Source organism: Micromonospora phaseoli (genome assembly GCF_900109115.1).
Taxonomy (GTDB): domain Bacteria; phylum Actinomycetota; class Actinomycetes; order Mycobacteriales; family Micromonosporaceae; genus Micromonospora; species Micromonospora phaseoli.
This window is the reverse complement of sequence record NZ_FNYV01000005.1, coordinates 5509-27262: the sequence shown is the minus strand read 5'-3', so window position 1 is coordinate 27262 and position 21754 is coordinate 5509. Positions and strand designations below refer to the sequence as shown.

Sequence of the window (21754 nt, the reverse complement as noted above, 5' to 3'; positions counted from 1 at the left end):
CGGACGCCACTCCGGCTCTTGTTCCACGACAGCGTCCGACCGGCCGTACTGCCCCGGCGCGTGGAGCCGCGACCGGTGGCGAGGCGGAGCAGGATAGAGGGGTGGCGTTGGCCAGCAGGCGTTTCGAGGAGCGACGTGCCGAAAATCTTGAACGCGCCCGTCGAAATCATCTGTCGGATTCAGTAGCTCGCCTGCTCGCTGTCGTGCAAGAACCAAGATGTGATGGAGAGCCATCATCCACAGAGTTCGACCTTTGCCTGGCGGCCGAAGTGGATCGCTTGCGTGCCCGCCTGTACGAGATGCAGGACCAGCTCGCAGGTGGCCCCGGCAAGAGCGGTGGAGTCGTAGAGGCGGAGGCGACCAAGGCTGCGCGGACCCTACTCGCCGCTGCCGAGGCGGCCGGGATGACCGCAGCAGCCGAGTTGCTGCGCTCGGCTCTCGGCCGGTGCGCGGTCATCCCGCAGCAGTCGTCGCAGCCAACCTCGGAGCCTGAGTTCCCTCAGCCAGTGCGAGTTCTCGACCCGGATACAGGCCGGCCGATCGGCCTGTGGCGTTAGCGGATCAGTCGCGTACCACCGGAAATCCGCTGGAAGCCGGGCATGAAACGCGCGATCCAAGCCGCGAGAGTCTCCCACAGCAGACCTGGGTCCTCGATGGTGATGCCTCTTGCCATGCAGAGTTCAGTCAGACGTTGTACCGCTTTGATGGTGGACAGGTTGCTGCATTCCTGCGCGATGCGGCCGGTGAAGCCCTGTCGCAGGATCGCCCCGACGTAGGCGTTGAACGCCGGTTCACTCTGGATACCGTTGGGAACCCCTAGCGCTCGGAGCTCGGGCTGAACGAAGTCCGTGAGCTCCTTTTCGCGCTGTCCGTCGTAGACGAGCCAGAGCACTTCCGGCATCCGGTAGGAAGGCAGCCAATCTGTGCGGTCCACCGGCTCGACGGCCTGTAGTGGCGCTGCGGGGAGCGCCGCTGCAGCCGCTAGAACAGCGTCGCGGTCCGCTTCCGTGGCCGTTGATGACATCGCCCGCAGCACAGACATCAGCGCCACCAGGGCCGGGTCGCTCGGTGAGGTTTCGACAAGGATCTCGACGGCGCCGGGGCGGCCCCATCCGAGGCCGTTCCCAGTGACGTTGGCCGAGCCCACCAGAGCGGATGAACCAGTCAAGTATCCCTTGGCGTGGACGATTGGGTGCAGCGACACTGTTCCGCCGCGGTTGCCCACCAGATCGAAGATGTGCGGGTCACTCACCCCGGCGGCGACCTCATCCGGCCGCCACCGGGTGTATATCTCGAGCTCGGCGTCCTGCGGCAGCTCCGTGAGGATCGGCCTGATGCCGGCCGAGGTGATGAACGGCGCGACGATCGTCAAAGCGGCTGCGGTGGAAACGAGTTCGAGGACTCGAAATCCGCACCGCTGAGGATCAACGTTCGCCTGCGTCATACACCGCTCTCGCTGTCGTCCTCGGCGCTGTCGCCGAAGAGCTCGGCAGCTTTGAAGGCAGAGTCCTGCACTGTCTCGGCGAGGCGTTGACCCCACTGGTCGCGAATCTGCTTCCATGTGCCCGCGAGGGGATGTCCCTGGTACTCGTTCTCGCAGCGAGCGTAGGCCAGCAGAAGCCAGGTGATGGCATCGGCACTCTTGGTGAGGAGCCTCTTGGCTTCCTCTTCGCTCATCGCGGCAATGTCATCGCCCGAGGCGCGCAACGGATCGATGATGGCCTGGTAAGCGGGGTGAGCGTTGTTCAAGCACAGCAGCTCCAGGTTCATGGCCTCGTCGGGCCGGAAGAACGCTGGGACGTGCTTCTCGGCGTGCGTCAGGATCTGGACGGTCACGCCACGCCTGTAGTTCTCGATGATTATCCGGCGGGTCTGGTCGGGGACGTCATCCGCCTTGAGCTTCGTCTCGATAGCGCCGGCGGCCTTCTCAGGGTCCGGATCATCCGCGAACTTCTTCTCACCGGGCGTGGGGATGACGGTGGAGCGTGTCTTTTTGATGTTGGAGGCGACTCCCGCGATGTTCGGAGGGGCGGAGCGGCCTCGCGATGCCGCGTCTCGACCTTCTCGGCCTTCCTGCCGCAGGGAACGGACGAGTATCAGCAGCTGGTGGGCCATCCCGTATAGCTCGGCGATCTCGTGCTCTTCGTCAAAAAGGCCCTCTTCCAGGGCTTGTTCCTTCGGCAGATCGTAGGTACGCGCTAGTTGCAGTGCCTGCGTCAGGTTGGGCACGTCCTGCTTATTGTTCGTCACCCCGAAGATCTCGTCGAGGTCGGGGCTGAAGGAAAGCTCGACGCCCCACCACCGGTCGGTGGCTTCCTCGTTCAGGGTCTGTTCGAGGACGAGTTCGCGGCCGGCGCGCACAACCGAGATCCCGGCGTTGTCTCGGGCATGGCGTCCCTGGTGAGTGTCTTTGCCGGGATTTCTCCCCGGTCGAGCCTCGGGCCGGGCCAGGGACAGACGCGCGTGGACCAGGGAGTTGCCTTTGCCGTCCGCACGCGCGATCTCAAAGGTCCGAGAGTTGTGGTGGGCTGTGAAGGGCGCGCTGTCGGTGACCGGAACGTACTTCTCCTTCTCGCCATCCGGTCCGGCCTGCTCCCAGTACTCGAGGGTGCTCTGGTCCGCCGGCAGCAGGTACAGGGGATCGTTGGGGCGTACGTCGTAGAACTCGATGAGGCCGCCGATCATGTCTGCGTCGACAATGGCGATCTTGATGTGGCGCGGCTCGGACTCGGTGGTCAGGAAGTTCCGGTAGATCCGCCCAAGTAGGTACTCAGCGTGCTTGAGGATGGTGCTGGCAGTTGTCCAGCGGACCTTATCGAGCGCGGACCATCGGATGGCCGTGCCGCCGTAGAGCGGCTGTCCCATCGACGTGTCCGCGGTGGCGTGCTGCTTGAAGACGTCAAGGACCCAATCGGGCATGGCTTCGTAGCCCGACTGACCAGGGCGCGACGGCCACGGGACGGTAAGCGTGGATCCCTTGCCGGAGCGTGAGAGTTTTTTCAGATCAAGATATGTATGGGAGGCGTTCTCCGGTTGTGATCTCTGCCAGGTCCAGACATCGGTCCGCTCGCACTGTGAGACGCTGGCCTGCGGCAGGCCCATACCGAAGCGGCCGATGCCCGATCGGTCGTCGTACTTGCCGGATCCGCCGAACGATAGGGCGAGGTTCACGGCCTGATCCGTCATGCCGGTGCCGTCGTCGATGACCCAGATCTCGTCGGCGCGTTTGGTGGCGCGCCGCTTACCCTGCACCATGCGCTGCACGATGACCAGCAGGACCGTACGGGCCTGACCCCACTGAAAAGAGTTGTCGATCAGCTCAGCGAGGGCATAGTCGGTGCCCTTGTAGCCGGTGTCCCGGATGGACTTGACGGTCTGTTCACCGGAGAGAAGGGGAGCTTCCTGATGGGTGTCGGGTGTTACCACAAGTCCTCCCAGTGGGTGAAGGCGGCGGCGATGGAACCGAACGCGGGGACTGCGGGGTCGACTACGGTGACGACGACGGCCTTCCTGTTGCCGCCGGCCTTCGGGCCCCGGATGCCCCGGCCGACCATCTGGCTGTACAGCACGAGGGAACGCGTCGGGCGTGCGATCACGACGGCGCTGGTCTGCGGGGCGTCGAATCCGGTCGTCAGCACGCCGTAGTTGACCAGGACGCGAGGGATGGGTGCCGGGCTCTTGTACATCCGGATTGCGGTATCGCGGAGCTCGGGTGCCGTCGTTCCGTCCACCGCATCCGCCAGGACACCGACCGATCGCAGCGACGCTGCCAGCGAGTGAGCCAGTTCCACCGAGGCGGCGAACACGATGATGCGGCGGTGTGACTCACTGACTAGCTGCAAGGTGGCGCCGAGAACCTCCTGCATGTAGTCATCCTGATTGAGGCCGATGTCATCCAGCTCGTCATCACCGCCGCTATCCGGTTCATCGTCCTCTGGGAGGTCTCCAAGGAGCCGGAATTCGGGCTCAGCGAGATAACCCTGACGGATCAGGTAAGCGACCGGGTTGTCCGCCCCTTCAGCAGCGGTATCCAGCTCCACCTTCGTGTGTTCGAAGAACTCAGCGAGGTCTTCATCCGATCGTCCTCCGAGGAAGGTCCGCCCCGGGGTCGCACTGAGCCCGATGATGGGAGTGACCGGTTGGCCGGCGGCGGAGAGTTGCTCGACTACGTACCGGTAGGTGCGGGCGACCGCTTGATGCGCTTCGTCGAACACGATGAGCCCAACACGGCGACCGAGGTCAGGAATGAAACCGGGGTCGCTGCGACGTGCATGGACGGTCTGCAGACTGGCCACGATGAGGCCATCGGTAAGGTCGGTGAAGTCGGCGTCCTGACCGCCCCAGGCCGAAACGATGGGGACGGGCCGGTCGCCCAGCAGAGACCACGCCTTGTGGAACTCGCGCGCCGCTTGGTCCAGCAGCTCTCGCGTGGATGCGAACCAGAGGACCACGCGACCTTCGTTCTCGCGCAGGTAGTCGGCCACCATGCTCATCGTGGTGCGGGTCTTGCCGGACCCGGTGGGCATGTGCAGCAACAGCCGGGTACGGCCGAGCCGCAGAAGTTTACGGGCGCGGACCACGGCGCGGCGTTGATGCGGAAACAGCCCGTAGGCCGGCGTTGCGTCAATCGGTGTCTGCGCCCCAGTGCTGCTGCGCACCTCGGGGAGACCGAGAAATACCGCCACGGCGCTCGGGTTCGCCAGAACGGCCTTGCTGTCGAGCTGATCCGGGCCGAGCGACAGGCGGGCAGACAGATCGCGTCGTTGTTCATCTGGGAGCTCACCGGGCAGCACACCGGCCTCGGCGAGGCGACGGACCGCGCTGATCGGATCGCCGAGGCACGCAGCCGCGATCACAGCATCACCGGGCGCCTGCCGAACATGCCCGCCGTCGACGAGGCGCCCGATCGCTCGAAGGACCCGTTCGTCTATGAAGCTCGACGTCCGGCCCGACGTCCGCAACAAGTCAAAGATCGTGTATGTCATCGGCACGCTCGAGCAGCGGGGATTAGGAGAAGGAAGGTGAGCGCGGCGCCCACCCGGCGACCGGCTGCGAAGTGCCGGGCACCTGCCATCATGACAGCGGTGTGGATCATCTCGACGGCATCCTCCGCGCGACTCGCCTCGGGTCGCTAGTCACGTGGGTTATTGAACAAGATGCCTACGACATCGATTCAGGCGCTCACTCTATCGCGCCACCACGCTCGAAGGGGACCGCGGCTCACGGGCGTCCTCGTGCAGCTGCGCCTTCCTCTGAGGGCGTCCGGGAGTGGCGTTGAACTTCGATGCGGCGAGCCGTCGCGAGCCGGCCTACGGGGCAACGGAACAGAACACGCGTACGGTAATCTTGCCACCCATGATCACGGCTGGTGGCACGCGTCGCGGTTCCCCTGCAGCCCACCAGCCCATAAGGTGGGTACCGCGACGGAGGGGGAGAAGGATGGGTCGTACCGGTGTTGATCCCCTCATCTACCTCGACTACAACGCCACTGCGCCCGTTCGCCCCGAAGCGTTGGCCGCAACCACCAAGGCGCTGACGGCAGTCGGTAACGCCTCGAGCGTGCACGCGGCAGGCCGGGACGCGGCCCTCGCGGTGAATCAGGCACGCGAGCGGGTTGCGGCCCTGTTGGCATGCTCACCGAATGAGTTGATCTTTACCTCGGGTGCGACCGAGGCCAACAATTTGGCTCTCCGCTCGGCCGCAAGGCCTGGCCAGAGCCTAGTGATCAGCGCGGTGGAGCACCCGGCGGTGACCGAAGCGGCAGTTGCGGTCGCCGACGCTGCGGGGAGCAAGGTTCACACGGTCGGGGTCCACCGGGACGGCACACTACGTCTCGAAGAGCTGGAAGAAGCACTCGCAACTTCACCTGCCCTAGTTTCGATCATGGCTGCCAACAACGAGACCGGCGTCCTGAGTGATCTCGACCTAGTGGTGAAAATCGCGCACGAAGCCGGTGCGCTAGTGCACTCGGACGCGACGCAACTCGTTGGTCGGCTACCGATCGATCTCCGTAGGCTGCAGCTTGACCTGCTGTCCCTGTCAGGGCACAAATTTGGGGCCCCGCAAGGGGTAGGAATACTGTACGTGCGGCGCGGCACAATGCCGGCGATCCGGCCGCTGGTGCACGGCGGCGGTCATGAGCGCGGACGGCGGCCGGGAACCCTGAATGTGCCCGGCATCGTCGGCCTGGGGGCCGCTGCGGAGGCTGCCGCCCGGTGCCTCGATCAAGAAGCGGCACGTATCCGATCGCTGCGTGACCGCTTCGAGACTGCTGTCATGACAGCCCTACCCGGCACCCGTCGCAACGGCCATCCTGACCTGCGGCTACCCGGCGTAGCGAGTCTGACCTTCGACGGCCTGCCAGCCGACGCGATGCTCGCCGCCATGCCCGCCATCGCGGCGTCCGAGGGCAGTGCCTGCGCGGCGGGTGCCATGGAGCCGAGCCGAGTCCTGCTCGCCATGGGCCTGAGCCGTGATGAAGCCGAATGCACCATCCGTTTCTCTCTCGGCTACGCCACTACCGCCGATGACATCGATAGCGCCATTCGCCACGTGATCGACGCTGCGCGCCGGGTTCACGCTGCTCTGTACCCAAACACCACCACGACTGCCTCTGGAACCGCCCGGGGGCAGGAAGGACCGCGGAGACACGATGCTTGAAACCAAGCTCAAGGACGTCGCCGAGCCGTCGTTCTCCCGCCATGAGACCTTTCACCCTCGGTTCGGCTGGTTACACAAGGCGTACAGCGCCCTGACCGACGCCAACATCGGCAGCGACGTGTTTCTGCGCGACAACGCGACGGTGACGCTCGGCGTGGGTAAGAACATGGTCAACGCAATCCGGTTCTGGTCATACGCCTTCAAGCTCACCGTCGAGTACCCGAAGGACCCCACGTCCCGGGCGAACGTCGCCTCACCGACCTGGGAGGCACGATGGCTGCTCGACGAGAACGGTGCCGACCCCTACCTTGAGGACACTGCGAGTCTGTGGCTGCTGCACTGGTGGCTCCTGGCAAAACCCTGCCACACTCCCACCTGGTGGGTGGCCTTCCACGCCCAGTCGACGTCCCGATTCACCACAAGCGAGCTCACCGAGACCACCCTGCGACACGTACGGTTGGCTGGCTGGGAGCCCCCGGTAGAGGCATCGGTAGCCAAGGACGCGGATTGCCTCACCAAGATGTACGCGCGCCGGCGTGAACCCACCGCGGGTTCTGGCGGAAGTTTCGAGGACCTGCTCGATTCCCCCTTCCGGGAACTCGGGCTACTGGAGCCCACCGGGTTCGGACGCAACAACGCAGCGAGCCGCTGGCATTTCACCAGCAACGCTCGCACCTCTCTGCCGCCAGCCTTGGTCGCCTACGCATGTCTGGACTACGCGGCGCGCAGCGAGCCTCTGCAGAGTGGTTCCATCGCTCTGGCCCGTCTCACCAATGAGCCGGGTGGCCCAGGGCGGGCCTTCCGGCTTCGGGAGCCGGAGATCGCGCATGCACTCGAGGAGGTCGCCGGCGAGTACCCGCAGATGGCCCTGGTGGAGGGCATCGGGCAACGCAGCCTGCGGTTCGAGGTCAATCCTAAGGACCTGGCCTGGGACGTGCTGGACGGCTACTACGGCAACGTTCGCGCCCGCGCAAGCTTCCCAGATCGGGAAGCTTGGTATGCCACGCAACCACCCGGGATGCTGCGAGAGATGCGGCGACGTGGCCGCACCGACCTGCTCGACCAGCCGACTCTCGATCGACTCGCAGGAGCCCTGGTATGACCGCCAATGGTGCACCGTCGGGCATCAGTCCGCAGACGCCGGCCGGGATCAACATCGTCAGCAGCCGACTGCGGTCGACGAACATCGAACGCGACGTCCGCGACGAGCATCTCGGCCCGGTGCATATCGGCATCCGGGCACAGGACATGCTGGAACGGGTCACCGCCGCCCTGGAGGACCAAGCAACCACCCGCGCCTGGTCCCTGACGGGGCCCTACGGCTCAGGCAAGTCGACACTGGCTCTGGTCGTCGTGTCGCTGCTCGGCCGTGCGGGGAACCGCCGGACGGAGGCCGAAGAGGTACTCGCCGAGACGAGTCCGATCCTGGCTCGCCGGTTGGCAACAGCTCGTGACCGCACCGCACCCAACGGATTCATCACCTGCGTCGCCACGGCACGGCGAGAACCTCTGCTCGACAGCATCACGCGAGCGCTGCTCGATGGTGCCGCCCGCGCCTGGCCTGACAACGACATGCCCACACCCGTGCAGGAAGCGCTCGCGCCCCTCAAGGCTCCGGGTTTCAGCAATCAGGAGCTCGTGTCCGCCGTAAAGGTTCTCTGCGAGCAGGCACCGGTCATGTTGGTCATTGACGAGTTCGGCAAGTCGCTAGAGCATCTCGCCTCCCGTGGTGAATTCAGCGATGCCGGTAGCGACGTGTTCCTGTTGCAGGAACTCGCTGAGCTCGGTGCAGGCTCCCGCGGCGTGCCGCTCTACCTCCTTACGCTGCAGCACCTGTCTTTCGCCGACTACGCCTCCCGCGCGAGCACGCTGCAGAGCCGGGAGTGGGCGAAGGTTCAGGGCCGGTTCGAGGACATCCTCATGACGATCCACCTCGGCGACACCGTCGAGCTGATCCGCCGAACCCTCGACCACGACGGCGTGTCGCCCAAGGGACGCAAGCTCATAGCCCAGCATGCCGCCGCGTCTGCTCGGGCCTGGACCGAACGCGGTCTCCAAGGCATCCTCGCCGCAGGCCACGACACGTTCACCCACGTGTACCCCCTGCACCCGTTGACAACGGTGGTCGCGCCGCTGCTCGCCGCGCAGATCGGGCAGCACGATCGCAGCATGACCGGGTTCATCGCGAACGACGAACCCCACACGGTGCGACGCTTCCTGCAGAGCTACGCATCGAATCGCCCCTCCTCGGCATCCACCGTCCGCATCGCCGACGCCTTCGACTACTTCTTCACCGCTGGCCGCACCACCATCCTGGCCTCGGCCAATGCGAGCCGGTGGATGGAGATCGACAACCGCATCGCCGAGGCCAACGGGCTCCCTGAGCAAGACCAGGTCATCCTCAAGACCATTGGCATGCTCAACCTCGTCGACGCCTCTGGCGCCCTGCGCGCCAGCATGGACACCATCTTGTTCGCCTTGAGCGACCCCATCACGCTCAACGACGCCACGGCCCGACAACTACTCGCCGACCAAGTCACGAACCTCGTCGACCGCGGCTTCCTCGTGTACCGACAGTTCAGCGACGAGTACCGGGTATGGCGGGGCAGCGACGTCGATCTCACTAGCCACATCGAGCAGCTGATCAACGCCTGCGACGACCACGCCGCGGTCAAGGCGATCTCGACCTACCTGCCGACGGCCGTTGTGGCGGGCAAGCACAGCCAACGCACCGGTATGCTGCGCCACTTCGTCACCAAGGCCACCGACGCAGGCTCGCCCGAGCTCATCGGGCCGTCCGCCACTGACGCCGAAGACGGACTCCTGCTGTTCCACTTCGGGGACGAATACACCATCCCCACGGTTCGAACCGACCGCCCTGTCATCGCCGGCGTGACCGCCCACGCCGAGAAAGTACTCAGTACCGCCCGCTACCTGCACGCTCTCCACGAGCTACCGGCCAACATCGAGCTCGACGCCGTGGCCAGTACCGAGGTCAGCGAACGTATCGCGCAGGCCAGCGCCGAACTGGCCACCCGGGTCGCAGAAGCCTTCTTGCCAAGCCAGCTAGCCCCCACCTGGTACCTGCTGCCGGCTAGGGCCGGGGCCGCCGTCTTCACAGCTGATGCCGAGACCATCAAGGGCCGAAGCCTCGCAGAGCTCGTCTCCAAGGCGTGCGAGAGCGTGTTCCCCCACGCTCCACACATCCGTAACGAGATGCTGGGCCGGCATAAGCTGACCAGCCAAGCAGCCAAGGCACGCCGTGAGCTGATCATCGCCATGATCACGGCACCCACCCATCAGTACCTCGGCATCGAGGGCTACGGGCCGGAACGCGCGATGTACAGCGGAGTCCTGGAATACCTCCAGCTGCACCGCCCCACCGATCAGCGCACCGACGACGACACCGAGCTGCTTCCATTCGGCTTCTGCGAACCGGAGCCCGGCAACTCGCTATACCCGGCCTGGACCGCCATGCAGCAGCAGATGCGGGCAGCCACCGCACAGCCGCTGAGGCTCGACGCCGTCTACGAACTGCTCGAAGCGCCTCCTTTCGGGATACGGCCAGGCGTCATCCCGGTCATCGTGCTGACCGCGCTCATCATCGGGAGCCAAGAACTCGCCCTCTTCGAGGAGGGCACCTACCAGACACGACTAACCGCTGCCCTCGCTGAGCGCATGATCAAGAGCCCGGAGCGGTTCGCGGTCAAAGCCATGGGCGTTCAAGCAGGTCCGCGCAAGACCGCAGTAACCGAGATCGCCCAGGTGATCGGTGCGCGGATGCCGGCAGCACCACCGATCAACGTCCGCAACGTCGCGCCTCTGACGCTCACGCGTGAGTTGCTCGACCGCGCCCGGAGCCTGTCCGCGTACGCCGATCACACCCAACAACTCCCCAAGCAGGCACGGGCCGTACGTCAAGCGCTCAAGACCGCTCGCGAACCCGACACGCTCCTGTTCACCGACCTGCCGTCCGCCCTCGACCTCGAGCCGATCCCAGCGAACGGTGAAATCGACGAGCAAGTCGCGCGCCGCTACGCCGAGTCGCTGAGCAAGGCGCTTACCGAACTCGGCCGGGCGGACGAACGTCTCCGCACACAAGTTGTCAAGGCCATCGCCGAGGCGTTCCACATGCCCACGAATCTCGGCAAGCTACGTCAGCGCCTTGCGGTCTACACCCGACACCTCGCCGATGTGAACCTGGTCGAGGCAAAACTCCGTGGTGTCATCACTCTCGCTCAAGAGACCACGCTCAGCGATGAGGAATGGCTCGACCCGTTCGTCGTCCGGATCGTTGGCCGCGGGCTCTCCGACTGGCGTGATGGTGACATCAGCACCTTCACCAACGAGGTCCGGGCGGCCGCTCGCGCTATCGAGCGGCTGGCTAACCTGCACCAGCCCACGACGGCCGAACCGACCGACGCTACTTTTGTCTCCCAGGCGATCACCGTTACCCAGGCCGACGGACACGAGCTCCACACCGTCGTCCACCTCTCCAACGACGAACGTGCCAGCGCGCAGGCCCTGCTGCCGGAGGTGATCGCCCTAGCTCGCAGGAAGATCAGCGAGAACGGCGAGCGGGCACTGCTCGCCCTGCTGGCCGAAAGTGTCATAGTCGAGAGGGACGCTGGCAGCGACGACGCACCATCCACGCGAAGGAAGTCGACCCGATGACTGCACCCCGGCAACGTACGCCCGGCGACACCCGCCACGTCCTCGGCATCTCGGGAGGTAAAGACTCCTCCGCCCTCGCGATCTACATGCGCACGAAGGTGCCGCAGATGGAGTACTTCTTCTGCGACACCGGTGCCGAGCTCCCCGAGACGTACGACTACCTCAACCAGCTCGAAGCGGCCCTCGGTAAGCAGATCGTCCGACTGAACGCCACCCGCGACTTCGACCACTGGCTGCAGGTCTACCAAGGCACCCTTCCAAGCGCGTCCATGCGGTGGTGCACCAAGAACCTCAAGATCAAACCGCTTGAGGAATGGCTAGGCGACAGCCCCGCCATCTCGTACGTCGCCATCCGCGCCGACGAGAACCGTCTCGGCTACGTCAGCACCAAGCCCAACATCAAGGCTGTATTCCCGTTCCGGGAAGACGGCATCGACCGTGACGGAGTCAACCGAATCTTGGAGGAGTCCGGAATCGGCCTGCCGGCCTACTACGAGTGGCGCACCCGTTCCGGCTGCTACTTCTGCTTCTTCCAGCGCAAACACGAATGGGTTGGCCTCGCCGACCGACACCCGGAGCTGTTCGAACGCGCCGTTGAATACGAGGACAAGGTCAACTACCAAGCCACGGCGATGCGCGGCCGTCAGTACACGTGGTCACAGGGTGAGTCGCTGCGCGACCTTCTCGAACGGCGCGATGTGATCGAAGAGCGACATGCCGCCGCTCTTGCTCGCGCGGCAGCCAAGCCCCGCCCCAATCTGCCCCTCATCGAGGTGCTCACCGACGCCCTCGACGAGGACAACGACGAGGCGGGCTGCGCCGTCTGCCACCTCTAAACGTCGGCCTCCACTGGCACCGTCAGGAACAGCACGTCTGGGTCCCGCGCCAACCTGTTATACGGCTGCTGCCACCAGGCCTTAGCCACTGCCGTGTCCGCAAATGCCCCAACCGCAGCCCCACGCCGACTTTCCGCATTTACGATTAGCGCTATCACCATGCCATCCCCCTTAGGCTCCGATGGACCCAACAGCGCGGACACCAACTTCGGTGGCAAATGGACCAGCAGATCTGGATTCCGGAAGGTGCCGGTCGACCGCTGAACCTCCGAGGGCGGGATCATGGCTGCAACGAGTTCAGCTTCTCCGCCATCGGAGTGCTTGACCAGAAAGGAAACATGGCCTGCATCAGTTATACGTGCTTTCAGAATCACTTCATCTCCAGTGGGCTAGCCCTCTTGCTGGACAGTGACCCCTGAATATGCAACTCAGTCAAGTCAGCCTACTGATGTTGGACGTTTAAACTAGCGCTAAGTGAGCGTACCGAGCCCTACGCGTGGCGTGGCCGGATGAGTAGAACAGGGGGCGGATGCTTCCTGCTGCGTGTACTCTTCGGTCCTCGGCTACGAACCGGCAGAATCGTGAGCTATGGACAGCGCCCAGGTGATTCCCCGCCACCAGACAGCGATCGCCCGTCAGCACCTGTCCAAACCTATCGCGCTGGCAATGGCGGATGGCGTCCTGAGCGCTAACTCCACGCTGTTCGACTATGGCTGCGGACGCGGCGGAGACGTCGCGCGCCTCCAGGCCATGGGCTACACCGCCCACGGCTGGGACCCAGGACACAGCCCCAACGCCGAACGGCATGCAGCGGACGTGGTCAACCTCGGGTACGTCATCAACGTCATTGAAGACCCCACCGAACGGGCTCAAACGTTGGCATCAGCCTGGGCTTTGGCCCGGCAGGTACTCGTCGTCGCAGCCCGACCCGACTGGGAAGCACGAACCGTCACCGGCCGCCGTCACGGCGACGGGATCATCACCAAGCGCGGCACCTTCCAGAAGTTCTACAGTCAGGCGGAACTACGCGACTGGATCAACGTTCAGCTGCGCACCGACTGCATCGCCGCCGCGCCTGGCGTCTTCTACGTCTTCCGTCAGGACTCTGACGCCCAAACCTTTCTAGCGTCGCGTACTCGGCACCGACCCGCACCCGCGAGCCGGCCACGCCGTCGGCAAGCCCTCTACGACGTCCACCGCGAAGACATGGACGCGCTGGCGGCCTTCATCGCCCGTCGTGGCCGAGTCCCCGATCCAGAGGAGATTGCCGGAACAGCAAGTCGGCTTCTGGGCGCCTTCCCTTCGCTGAAACAAGCTGCAGCGCTGTTACGGGATGTTACCGGCAGCCAAGACTGGGACAGGGACCTTACGCGAGCTCGCCATCAAGCAGAACGAGATCTCCTGGCTTACCTCGCACTCGCCGCGTTCCGAGGCCGACCCAAGGCGTCGGATCTACCCAAGGGCGTAGCGCTCGACGTACGAACGCTATTCGGATCCTACCGAGCTGCCTGCTCCCAGGCGGACGAACTGCTACACGCCATCGCCGATCAAAAGGCATTGAACAATGCATGCAGTCGGTCCGATATCGGAAAGTTAACGGCCGACGCCCTGTATGTGCACGCTACGGCAATTCAGTTGCTTGATCCGCTCCTCCGTGTTTATGAAGGATGCGCCCGGACGCTCACCGGGACAGTAACGGAGTGCACAATCATCAAGTTCTCGCGGATAATGGCCAAGGTATCCTACCTCTCGTATCCAAACTTCGACAAGGCACCACACCCCGTATTGGCAACGTCCTTGAGAGCAGATCTTAGGAAGCTGTCCGTCAAATACACTGACTTCCGCAGCTCAACCAACCCGCCCGTTCTTCATCGTAAAGAAGCGTTCGTCCCCCTTGACTACCCCGGCCGCGACAAGTTCGCCCGGCTGACCAAGCAGGAAGAGCGCGCCGGACTGCTGCAAGAGCCCGTGACCATTGGCACTCAAACCGGGTGGGAGCAGCGGCTACAGGAACGGGGCTACCGGCTAGCCGGGCACCGCATCGTCCGCATCACGACGGCGCCCGCTCCTGAGGTATTCCAGTAACGTTGTTCAGCACCCAGTTGGTGAACGACCAACAGCGACGGCGGCGTCGTTTTTCCCCATTGTCGAGGCTCCCCTGTTTCGCCGTAAGGCCAAACAACGGCGGCAGACGCCGCCCTCTATCTGTTATTCCTAACGAGCCTTCACCGCATGCCACGTCGCGGCGAGGCCCACGGTACCATCGAACATGATGTGGACCTCGATTAGGTCAAGGTACTCGTCCCCGCCTTACTCGGATGCCCTTCATGCCAACATTGGCCACAACCGCTCGACCGCAAGCTCAGCTAGGCGCTGTCCTCGCTGTGCCACATACGAGTGGGGCAGGGGCGACACTGCCTGCTTGTCGAGAAATTCACAGAACGGAAGGTATGAGGCCGACTGTAGAACATTCTTTGTCTTCGGCGCGAGCCCTGGTAATTGCTGCTGCATGTGCGTCAGCCGTGCATTTGGATCGGTCTCGGATAGGACTGCATAGATGCATCTTTTGTATGGCCACGTCTTATTTCCGATGAGCTCATTGAGGTCAACCGGCATTAGCGTGAGGTTCCCGAGACGGTCCGTGAGGCCCTGGTCGTAGATTGCCTGGTCGTAGGAGGTGTCACCCTGGGCGAGATTCTGCGGTGCGATGTGCTCGACCGAGTAGTGGGAGTCCCAGGCCTCGGAGGTCAGAGCTCGGAAGGACCCGGGAACGCCGCGCCGAACCAAGCCGGGCGCCGAATAATCTTCGATCCGGTCGTCATGGGCGCACAGCAAGATGAACTTCGCGAGTTGCTTGCTGGTCTGGTAAAGCGGTTGCACTGTCACCTTTACGACCCAGTCCGCCTCGGCACTTATGTTCCCCCGCGTCGACAGGAGGCTCTTCAAGGCTGCACGGACCTCCGTGGCTGCGGGCAGGGTCGCCGAAGCACCAGCGCGCCTCGCCATGGCCGGAAGCCCCGTCGCGGGGTGGCCGGTGACCATTAGCTTGCGGTGGACATCGTCGATCCCCCTCGTCGTCGCCCGCGACGTCCGCCAGAGCACCCAGAAGGCAGTCACGGCTCGCAAGACGCTCATGAACTCACTTCGGCTAGCGGAACTCGGGCAAGCGGCCCACTCCGAGTAATAACGCGCAAGCAGCGCAAGGACGACTGTATGGTTAGTCGATCGCAATACCTCCAAGCACAAGCGGTCCAAGTCGGTGCCGGATGACATAAGCGGGGATGTGCCGTTACGAGGCCAAACCTCGAAGAGGAAGGCCGAAACGTCGGCAAGCTGATCCGCGAAAGCCCGGGCCCCTTCGACGCTTCCATTCGGGGGCGCCACGGACTGGAACTGGAGGCGGAGGTACCGCCGTTGATCAAGAAGAGTACGCGGCAGTTTTCGCCCCGTGTCCGCCAGCGCGAACGCGGTGAGCATGTCGGCTGACAACTTCCATCGGTCGTCCGCACGCATGGAGGGTGGGAAATAGGACTCGACGCGACCGAACGCCGCCGCCGAAGGCGAGGTGCTGTAGTTCGTGATTCCGCCTTCGCTGCGAACGACCAACGGCTTTAGCGTCTCCAAGGCAGTCAGGGGCTGTCCGGTGGTGTTGAGGGGTTCGAACAGCGCGAAAGCGTAATCCTCGTCGGGTGCCTTGACGTCGATGACTAGCACCCCGTTTAAGAGGAATGACGCAAGGACTAGGAGACGTGCGGCTGATTTCCGATGGTCATCTAGCGCGTCTGGGTCGACCACAGGAGCCGAATTGGACCCGATGAGGGCTTTCGCCATGCCGATGTCCGAAAGAAATTGAAGCTCTGTAAGGACATCACAATCAACCTCATCCGCACCAATTCTTAGGTCATCGATGTGACCGGCGATCACCCGGAGCACCAGGTCCAGATGCAGCCGATCAGAGGGCACCGGTATCGCGGCATGTTGCTGATTCTGGATCCGGTAGCGCGCCGCCTCCATCAGTAGCCAGGCCATGTCGCTCTCATAGATAGCATGAGTAGCGTCATTACCCCATACGTCACTCACTTGGCGAATCAGCCGGGGCTTCATGTTGAACTCGCCGGCGCCTGAGTAGGTCTTGAAAGCGATTGCGTCGAGGAGTTCGTCGCGCCGCTCGCCCAGCGTGTTTAGCAACCAGATGTCGAGTGGGTTCTTAGACCCGGCGTCAATCTGCTGCTGGAGCCAACGCATGTCGTCAGAGACGGACCTCGATAGAACCACGAACACGGTGAGTAGCGTCGAAAGCCGCTGCTGGCCGTCTACGACCTGGAGCACCGTCGTCGGAAGCGCATCCACATGCTTTGGCATCACGCTGTCTCTGTCACTGACGAGGATCACCGAGCCCAGGAATGTCGAGGGCGTCTTCCCCTGCGCGGCCCTTGTGATCCCTTGCTCTAGATCCTCGAACAGCCGACTGATCTCGTCCTTACCCCAGGTGAAGTCGCGCTGGTAGGCAGGAACATAGAATCCCTGCCCCGGCTGCAGGATCAGCTGGCGAAGCGTCGATGGATCGGCGGTGAAGTTGCTTGGCATGCGAGAACCTACCTCGATGATGGACCGTGCTCGGCGCGATCGTCGTCCTCGATCTTACGGACCAGAGGGTGACGGGATCGAGTACCTTCGAGCACGCAAGATCAAAAGGGTTTGAGCTGCGGGAACGCGCGTATGGACCCTCGTCTGTCGTCGGGCCTGTGTGGATCGTGGGTGTATTGCGAAGGTCATGGAGGCATCGACTCTCGGCGCATTCCGGCCGGCTGGCGCTTACGATGGTGCTCCGATGTGCGGCGCGGAGCCCACACGAACCTGGCAAGGTGAGCAGACCGGCACCGCCGTTGCCTCTGCCGGCGCTCTTCTGCACACGCCCTGGCGTCCCTGGCCGCGGGTCGCTTACGGACGCGGGCACAGTGCCTCCGGCGCTACGTAGTGGCGAATTCGTTTGCCGATACAGCGAGCTGTCCGGATGATGCGAATGCCATCCCGTCGGAAGTGCAGGAGGCATGGTGCGCGCCACGTTGATGGATCGTGCGGACGACGATCAGATCGACCTCATCCTGGCGCATCCGGCGCACCAGGAGACCCTGCGCGCCCTGATGGATCTGATCCGGGCATTGCGCGCCTGCCGCTCTGCCGAGGACATGTACCACTTCCAGAGTCGGCTCCGCGGCATGGTCCTTGACATCGAGCGGCACCGCGCCGCGATCAGCCAGCAGATCAAGCGACTGGATAGGCGCCGCAACCTCAGCGTTGACGCGCCCGAGCTCGGCACAGCCCTCGACCGCACCGACCGGGAATCCTGGGTGTTGGAAGGCGACGTCTACGAGCGGATCTGGCGCCAGCTCAAGTCGATCGCGGACGCACTCGCCTGGAAAGTCTTCGGCTACCAGCGCAACATCATCGTGGCGCTGTCGCGCGCCGATGCTCCCGGCCCGATGTACGGCAAGACCGGCCTGGCCGCAGAGCTGGAGGTCATCGAGACCGCGTGGCGCGAGAACCGGGAGTTCGTGCTGCACCACGACCTGACCAACGTCATCCGTGTCGGCGACGTCACCGTCCTCGGCCGTGACGGCTGGGCCTGGCTCCGCGAGATCAAGACCAACCAGCGGTACCGAGTTCCTGCCCAGGAGCGGCTGCTGGCCGACACCTCGCAGGTCCTCGCCGACGAGACCGGCGAGTTGCCCAGCGGCTACGCACCGGTGCGCACCGCCATCGACTACCGCACCGACTTGGCGGGCCTGCGTGACATCCTCGGCTTGGCGCACGCGCGGACGGGTATCGCCGGAGGCGTGGTCTCGTCCGGCCGCGCGGTCGTCGCGGCCAGTCAGTTCACCGCCGCCGGCCGGTACACCGCTGATGAGTTCGGCACTCGGTTCAGCGCCGAACTCGACCGGGTCCGCCGACGCATCGGCGCCGACGACCCTGGGCACACGCTGACGCTGCTGAGCATCGACCAGGCCGGTCGTACTCTCGTGCGCCCACCCTGGGCGATTTACCCGATCGAAGCCGAGGTCGCGGCCAGCCTCATCGCCGACGGCATGTTCTTCGCCGTCTGCATGAACCCGAACAAGATCATCGACTCGCTGGCCAAGGCTGGTGTCGAAGCGTCCTGGCTGCAACGTCTCGACGGCACCGAGGACCCCTCGAAGCCGTTGTTGAACGTCGCCGTACGGTCGGGCAACCGGCTCTGGTCGACATCCCTGAACTTCGCCGCGATCGCGGAGCTGATGCTCGAGCTGATCGATCTCCGCACCTGGAGCCAGCAGGTCGCCGCGATGCTCAGTGGCGAGTTCGCTGCCGGCACGCGGCCCTGGCCGTGCTTCGCCAGGGAGGCCAGAGTCTGGGCCTGATTGCCCGGACGCCGGCTGTTTCGCTCAGTGCCATCGCCCGGCGGATCGGATCGGCTCGCGAAGTGGCGATGGCGCCGTCAGACAGGGATAGGCCGTTGTGATCAACGCTGAGCGTGTGTTCTCGGCGCTGCCGGTCAGCAGGGTGAAGCCGGTGCACCTCCGCCGCCCGGGTAAAGGAGGTCATGACAGGGTTCCGGGCTGGGCGGGGCCGGTGATCCAAAGGGTGTGGAGGGAGCGGGCAGCGGCGGCGCAGGCGGCGACGTATTCGTCGTCGGTGAGCAGGGGGCGGAGGAGAGGGCGCAGGATGTTGGAGACGTAGTAGCGGGGTTGGCGGGTTTCGGGGTCGGTGCCAGCTTCGAGGAGGCCGAGTTGGGTGGCGCGTTGCATGTGCCGGGCAGTGTCGGGGTGGTCGTGGATGGCGTGGACGGTCTCGCCAGGGACGGGCAGTTCAACCACGTTGAGTTTGGCGAGCATCCGCTGAAGCTCGGGGTCTTGGGCGCCGAGGAGTTTGGTGGCGAGGATGGTTTCGCGGAATCGGTCGGATTCGTGTTCGATCGCGGCGATGAGGCCGCCGATGTCGAGGGTGGGGTCGGCGACGATCCGGTCGAGCCAGTCGAGCAGGCGCGGGTTGCCGGCTGCGGCCGCAATCGCGCGGTCCCGGGTACCAGGGTCGAGGAGCGAGCCGTAGCGCAGGTTCGGCAGATTGGCGATCTTCTTCGCCTGCTCGACGTCGATGAGGGTTTCCAGTGCCTCGGCGGCGATGCGGATGCCGGCGGGGGTGGGGAACCGGTAGCGGCTGGTGATGATGACCCGGCTCGGGCTGTCGGTCTCGCGGATGGCGGTGAGCAGGGCCGGAAGGATCTCGGCCATCGCGGCGGAGAGGATGTGGCCGCCCTCGCGTTCGTCGAGGTTGCCGTCCTCAAAGTCGTCGAACACGAACAAGCACGGGGTCTGGCCGAGCGGTCCGTCGACGTCGAGCAGGAATCGCAGTCGGACGGCCAAGGGAACCTGATCGTTGCCCAGGACATGGTCGGCCTCGGCCTGCTGCTCCAGCGCCGGAAAGCGGACCTTGGTGGTGAGCTCCCGGAACTTGGTGAGGTCAACGCGGCCGAACCACACGGCGCGCTGGTGGGTGGGCATGCGCTCCAGCAGTCGGGAGGCGAGACTGCTCTTGCCCAACCCTCCCATGCCGGACAGGACCAAGGCCTCGGCCCCGCCGGGCTCGTGCAGGGGCTGTCTCAGGGTCCGCAGGCAGCGTTGGATGACGCGACGGCGGCCGACGAACGCGGCGCGGGCGGCGACCCGGGACAACTGGGTCTGCGGATCCAGGAATTCTTGGTCGGCAGCCCGGACCTGAATCCGTGTCCGCCCTTTGGTGTTGAGGGGTGTGACCATCGGGGCGAGCGGGGAGCGGTCGGCGTAGACGCGCAGCAGGTGCCAGCTGCCGCGCTGGTTCGTGTAAAGGTGCTGGCGGGCCTCGATGACAGCCTGGTCAAGCGCCTGGCCGCCGGCGAGGGCCCGGTAGAGTTCGGCGGCGAAATCGGTCGCGGAGACGTCGCCGACGGGCAGCGCCCAGCCGAGCACCGCGGGCGCCCCGGCGCGGACCAGGCTTTCGCTCATCGAGGGAAACGCGCCCCGGTCGGGGGCGTCGCCGGTGAGGCAGCCGGAGACGAAGACCAGCCGGGGCCAGTACCCGGCCATCGCCTGGGCGATCTGATCGGCGGTGGCGGTGGCGGACCCGCCGAACTCGTTCTCCACCACAAAGGTGGGCTGTCCCGTAGCGGTGGTCGCGTGGCCACTCAGATGCACCACGTCGAAATAGCCCTTACCGTAGTCGCGGGCGAGGAACCGCAATCCTTCTAAAGTCCCGCTCTCCTCAACGACCAGATCGGTGCCGGTCCGCGAGGTCGCGGCCAGGATGGCCGCCTCCTCCGCCTCATAGTTGAGCACCGGCTCGACACCCTCCGGGGAGGTCGCCATGAACAGCACACGCAGCGGCCGATTCCCCGGCGTGACAGGAGCCTGCAGGGCCGCACCAGTGCCGACGGCCCGGACCGGCAGCAGCGGCGCGGGTCCAGCGACAGTCAGGAACGAGCCGTCCTGGCACAACAGCTCCCAGGGCAGGTGCCGCAGTCGCTGCTCCGCGGTGATACGCAGGATGGCTCCGGGCGGCCGGTCCAGGATTGGGGTCAGCCATCGCTGATCACCGTCGACGAACGCGGCCAGCTTCGCGCCGAGATCACGCAACCGCGGCGAGCCGTACACCCGCTGCGCGACCGCGTCCTGGCTGTAGTCACGCTCCACTAGGTCGATCAGCTGGTCGACGGCCGCCCGGTCCAGGCCACGGGTTCGCGGCACGTCCCCCTCCGCGGACAGGCGCACCTCGCAGTAGCTGGAGGTCTGCTCGAAGATCTCCAGCTCGAACGGGTTCAACTGGCTCACCGATCGTCTCGGCCGTCAGCGCTGCGGCGTTTCAGCCTGCTGGAAGACAATCTCCAACCGCTGCTGACTGACGTCGGACAGGGTCAGCTGGGTACCGTCACCGAACAATATCTTCACGGTCCCACCCTCCTGACGCTTGGAATGCCACCACTCCCAGATGGTCTTGGCCGTGCCGACGCCGGAGAACACCAGCCCGATCACGGCGATCGCGGTCGCAGCCGACCGGTCCACCTCGACCGGCGACACACGCTCACCGGGTTCAGCGTTCGCGGCCAGCACGGCGTGCAGATCCTCGGCCCACCGCGCGGCCTGCGCCCCTGAAACCTCAAGTGTGGCAGTACCCATTGCCTAGCCCTTCTGTTCCTGGAGGTGCATGAGAAACGCCCGCATCGCTTGCAGCGATGAATGTTCTGTCACCTCGGCCAGCGCGACCGCTTGGCGCTGGATTTCGATGGCATCATCGGTGCGCGCCATCTGCGCAAGCAGCACCGCCATGTTGTAGCTCACCGTCGCTTCTTTGCTGCGGTCGCCTACGGCGCGCACAAGGCCAAGGACCCCATGCAGCGCGTCCATCGCCCCCGTCAGATCACCCTGCTGAGCCCTAATGCTCGTGATGTTGTTGAGGGTGCTGGCTTCGCCGTCGCGGTCTCCTGTCTCCCTCTGCATGGGCAGGGCCTGCTGGAGGTACGCCAGGGCTTGCTGGCCGTACCCGAGCCCGGCGTACACGGCGCCGATGTTGTTGAG

General features: G+C 64.8%; 14 protein-coding genes. 7 read left to right on the top strand and 7 right to left on the bottom strand.

Annotated elements, in window-relative coordinates:
* The first annotated feature begins 101 nt into the window (after nucleotides 1-101).
* Nucleotides 102-557, top strand: a complete 456-nt coding sequence (locus BMY89_RS29875; protein WP_139217945.1) for a hypothetical protein — start codon at nucleotides 102-104, stop codon at nucleotides 555-557.
* Here the strand turns inward: BMY89_RS29875 and BMY89_RS14300 are convergent.
* The 3 genes from BMY89_RS14300 to BMY89_RS14290 are packed head-to-tail and all read right to left on the bottom strand — an operon-like array spanning nucleotide 554 to nucleotide 4985.
* Entirely contained in the window at nucleotides 554-1444 is an 891-nt protein-coding gene (locus BMY89_RS14300; RefSeq protein ID WP_092380458.1) for a phospholipase D-like domain-containing protein, read from the bottom strand. The two genes, BMY89_RS29875 and BMY89_RS14300, sit on opposite strands and share 4 nt — an antisense overlap.
* Nucleotides 1441-3426, bottom strand: a complete 1986-nt coding sequence (locus tag BMY89_RS14295; RefSeq protein WP_170147697.1) for an ATP-binding protein — start codon at nucleotides 3424-3426, stop codon at nucleotides 1441-1443. Before BMY89_RS14295 ends, BMY89_RS14300 begins: the two co-directional genes overlap by 4 nt.
* On the bottom strand, nucleotides 3420-4985 hold the full coding sequence (locus tag BMY89_RS14290) for a DEAD/DEAH box helicase (RefSeq protein WP_092380454.1): 1566 nt from the start codon (nucleotides 4983-4985) through the stop codon (nucleotides 3420-3422). The genes BMY89_RS14295 and BMY89_RS14290 overlap by 7 nt, the downstream gene beginning before the upstream one ends.
* A gap of 454 nt (nucleotides 4986-5439) precedes the next feature.
* Here BMY89_RS14290 and BMY89_RS14285 point away from each other — a divergent pair, with 454 nt between their 5' ends.
* The 5 genes from BMY89_RS14285 to BMY89_RS14265 all read left to right on the top strand — a co-directional run bounded on the left by BMY89_RS14285 (nucleotide 5440) and on the right by BMY89_RS14265 (nucleotide 14255).
* Complete coding sequence (locus BMY89_RS14285) at nucleotides 5440-6660, top strand: cysteine desulfurase family protein (protein WP_092380452.1); 1221 nt, start codon at nucleotides 5440-5442, stop codon at nucleotides 6658-6660.
* Entirely contained in the window at nucleotides 6653-7762 is a 1110-nt protein-coding gene (locus BMY89_RS14280) for a DUF4007 family protein (RefSeq protein ID WP_092380451.1), read from the top strand. Before BMY89_RS14285 ends, BMY89_RS14280 begins: the two co-directional genes overlap by 8 nt.
* The gene (locus tag BMY89_RS14275; RefSeq protein WP_092380449.1) at nucleotides 7759-11334 is read left to right on the top strand and encodes a hypothetical protein; all 3576 of its coding nucleotides are present in this window, start codon (nucleotides 7759-7761) and stop codon (nucleotides 11332-11334) included. Before BMY89_RS14280 ends, BMY89_RS14275 begins: the two co-directional genes overlap by 4 nt.
* Complete coding sequence (locus BMY89_RS14270; protein ID WP_092380447.1) at nucleotides 11331-12170, top strand: phosphoadenosine phosphosulfate reductase domain-containing protein; 840 nt, start codon at nucleotides 11331-11333, stop codon at nucleotides 12168-12170. Before BMY89_RS14275 ends, BMY89_RS14270 begins: the two co-directional genes overlap by 4 nt.
* Nucleotides 12171-12758: 588 nt before the next feature.
* Entirely contained in the window at nucleotides 12759-14255 is a 1497-nt protein-coding gene (locus tag BMY89_RS14265) for a DNA phosphorothioation-associated putative methyltransferase (RefSeq protein WP_092380446.1), read from the top strand.
* A 240-nt stretch (nucleotides 14256-14495) separates the two neighbouring features.
* Here BMY89_RS14265 and BMY89_RS14260 read toward each other — a convergent pair whose 3' ends face one another.
* Nucleotides 14496-16757, bottom strand: coding sequence for a DUF262 domain-containing protein (locus tag BMY89_RS14260; RefSeq protein WP_092380444.1), 2262 nt, complete (start codon nucleotides 16755-16757; stop codon nucleotides 14496-14498).
* Nucleotides 16758-17224: 467 nt separating this feature from the next.
* Here BMY89_RS14260 and BMY89_RS14255 point away from each other — a divergent pair, with 467 nt between their 5' ends.
* Entirely contained in the window at nucleotides 17225-18568 is a 1344-nt protein-coding gene (locus BMY89_RS14255; protein ID WP_139217944.1) for a hypothetical protein, read from the top strand.
* 180 nt (nucleotides 18569-18748) lie between these two features.
* Here the strand turns inward: BMY89_RS14255 and BMY89_RS14250 are convergent, their stop codons facing one another.
* The 3 genes from BMY89_RS14250 to BMY89_RS30380 all read right to left on the bottom strand — a co-directional run.
* Nucleotides 18749-21010, bottom strand: a complete 2262-nt coding sequence (locus BMY89_RS14250; protein WP_092380441.1) for a CHAT domain-containing protein — start codon at nucleotides 21008-21010, stop codon at nucleotides 18749-18751.
* 15 nt (nucleotides 21011-21025) lie between these two features.
* Nucleotides 21026-21355, bottom strand: a complete 330-nt coding sequence (locus BMY89_RS14245) for a hypothetical protein (RefSeq protein WP_092380439.1) — start codon at nucleotides 21353-21355, stop codon at nucleotides 21026-21028.
* A gap of 3 nt (nucleotides 21356-21358) precedes the next feature.
* The coding region (locus BMY89_RS30380) for a tetratricopeptide repeat protein (protein ID WP_175510369.1) at nucleotides 21359-21754 on the bottom strand (396 nt) is incomplete at its 5' end.